We start from the raw sequence: 2,450 nt of genomic DNA, 5'->3' as shown, positions 1-2,450 counted from the left end.
CGTGGCGCTGCGGGTGTTCGAGGCTGGTGCGGCGCGGCCGGCGGGCGATGCGCCGCAGGGCTCCGGCCCGCCGCTCTGACCGGCGTACGGGCATGAAAAAACCGCCAGGCCCGGTGGGGCGCTGGCGGTCCATTCCAGGGAAGGGCGCCGGCCGGGTAGGCCGGGCGGACCCTCCTCGGGCCAAGGCGGATCAGGGGTACAGACCGCGCATTTCGCGGGCGTGCAGGATGCGCTGGCACGCCACGATGAAGGTGGCCGTGCGCAGGCTCACCTTGTGTTCCTGCGCCACGTGCCAGATGCCGGCGAAGGCCTCCTGCATGATGCGCACGAGGCGGGCGTTGATCTCGTCCTCGCTCCAGAAGAAGCTGGAGAAATCCTGCACCCATTCGAAGTAGCTCACCGTCACGCCGCCGGCGTTGGCGATCACGTCGGGCAGCACCAGCACGCCCTTGTCGTGCAGGATGTCGTCGGCCTCGGTGGTCGTGGGGCCGTTGGCGCCCTCGATCACGAGCTTGGCCTTGATCTGGCCGGCGTTGTGCTTGGTGATCTGGCCTTCCAGCGCGGCGGGGATGAGGATCTCGCAGTCCACGCCCCAGAAGTCTTCCTTGGCGATCGCATCGGCGCCGCCGAAGCCGCCCACGCCGCCCGTCTTCTTGACGTGCTCCAGCAGGGCGGGCACGTCCAGGCCGCCCTGCTGGAAGATGGTGCCGGTGTGGTCCTGCACGGCCACCACCTTGGCGCCCGCTTCGGCGAACAGCTTGCCGGCGATGCCGCCCACGTTGCCGAAGCCCTGCACCGCGATGCGTGCGCCTTCCAGCGGCAGGCCCGTCAGCTTGGCGGCTTCCACGCCCACGGTGAACACGCCGCGGCCGGTGGCCTCGACGCGGCCGAGCGAGCCGCCCAGGTCCACCGGCTTGCCGGTGACCACGCCCGTGGCGGTGGCGCCGGTGTTCATGGAGTACGTGTCCATCATCCAGGCCATGACCTGGCCGTTGGTGTTCACGTCAGGGGCGGGGATGTCCTTGGAAGGGCCGATGAGCAGGCCGATCTCGCTGGTGTAGCGGCGCGTCAGGCGCTCCAGCTCGCCGCGCGACAGCTTCTTGGGATCGACGCGGATGCCGCCCTTGGCACCGCCGTAGGGCACGTTCACGGCCGCGTTCTTGACCGACATCCAGGCCGACAGGGCCATCACTTCGGACAGCGTGACGTCCTGGTGGAAGCGCACGCCGCCCTTGCCGGGACCGCGGCTCAGGTTGTGCTGCACGCGGTAGCCCTCGAAGTGGGCGATGGTGCCGTTGTCCAGCTCGATCGGCACGTCCACGATCAGGATGCGCTTGGGGCGCTTGAGCGTTTCCACCCAGCGCGCCAGGTTGCCCAGGTAGGGCGTGACGCGGTCCACCTGCTGCAGGTAGTTGCCCCACGGGCCGAGGTCGTCGGCCTGGAGGTAGGAGGGCAGTTCGTGCTGGGTGCGGGTGCCGTTGGTGTTCGACATGAGGGGGTTTCCTTGAAGGAGGGATCAGTTCAGACAACGGAGCTTATGCCTGCCCCCGGCAACTGTCCAAGGCCGGAGTGTTACAGGTTTATGCGCCGAATGCATAACCTGGGCAACGGGTCGCAACGCCGTTTTTCAAGGGCCGGCCGACGGGCGGTCGCGCGGCTCATTCCACCTGGATGCCCGCCAGCGCGGGATCGCCTTCGGGGTAGCGCAGGCCGAGCCGGCCCAGCACCTCGCGCAGCACGGTGGCGATCATGAGGTTGCGGTGGGTCTTGGAGTCGGCGGGCACGATGGTCCAGGGGGCCCACGGCGTGTGCGTGGCGGCCAGCAGGGTGGCGTAGGCGCGCTGGTAGTCGTCCCACTGCTTGCGCGCGGCGATGTCGCCCAGGTCGAATTTCCAGTGCTTGGCCGGGTCGTCCAGGCGCTCCTGCAGCCGCTTGCGCTGCTCGTCCCGGCCGATGTGCAGCATGAACTTCACCACCACGGTGCCGGTTTCGGTCAGCAGGCGTTCGAAGTCGTTGATGTGCGCCAGCCGCTGGCGGTGCTGCTCGGGTGTGATCCAGCCGTTCACCACGGGCACCAGCACGTCTTCGTAGTGGCTGCGGTTGAACACGGTCAGCTCGCCCGCGCCGGGCACCTGCTGGTGGATGCGCCAGAGGTAGTCGTGGGCGCGCTCGGTGTCGGTGGGCGCCTTCCAGCCCACGGCGTGCACGCCCAGCGCGCTCATGCGGCCGAACACCCCGCGCACCGTGCCGTCCTTGCCGGAGGTGTCGGTGCCCTGCAGGATCACCAGGAGCTTGTAGCGCTTGTCGGCGTACAGCAGGTCCTGCAGGGTGTCCAGTTCGAGGGCCAGGGCCTCCACGCGCGCCTTGTCGCTGGCCTTGTCGCCCTGGGAGAAGGGCTTGGCCGCGGGGTCGAAGCGGGCCAGGTCCAGGGCGGGCGGGGGGCCGTCTTT

The 2,450-nt window shown here is 69.2% G+C and carries 2 protein-coding genes; both read right to left on the bottom strand.

Annotated elements, in window-relative coordinates; genetic code table 11:
* Nucleotides 1-190: 190 nt before the first annotated feature.
* Complete coding sequence (locus tag AC27IQ_RS22560; RefSeq protein ID WP_317357175.1) at nt 191-1,492, bottom strand: Glu/Leu/Phe/Val family dehydrogenase; 1,302 nt, start codon at nt 1,490-1,492, stop codon at nt 191-193.
* A 166-nt stretch (nt 1,493-1,658) separates the two neighbouring features.
* The coding region (locus AC27IQ_RS22555; RefSeq protein ID WP_487090868.1) for a PPK2 family polyphosphate kinase at nt 1,659-2,450 on the bottom strand (792 nt) is incomplete at its 5' end.

This window comes from Acidovorax sp. KPB24-07 (assembly GCF_057543315.1).
The sequence above is the reverse complement of the archived record's forward strand: the minus strand, read 5'-3'. Positions and strand labels throughout refer to the sequence as shown.

Bases quoted from the DNA above. Each gene is read 5' to 3' on its own strand.
- AC27IQ_RS22560 (WP_317357175.1), bottom strand. From the start codon at position 1,492: ATGTCGAACACCAACGGCACCCGCACCCAGCACGAACTGCCCTCCTAC.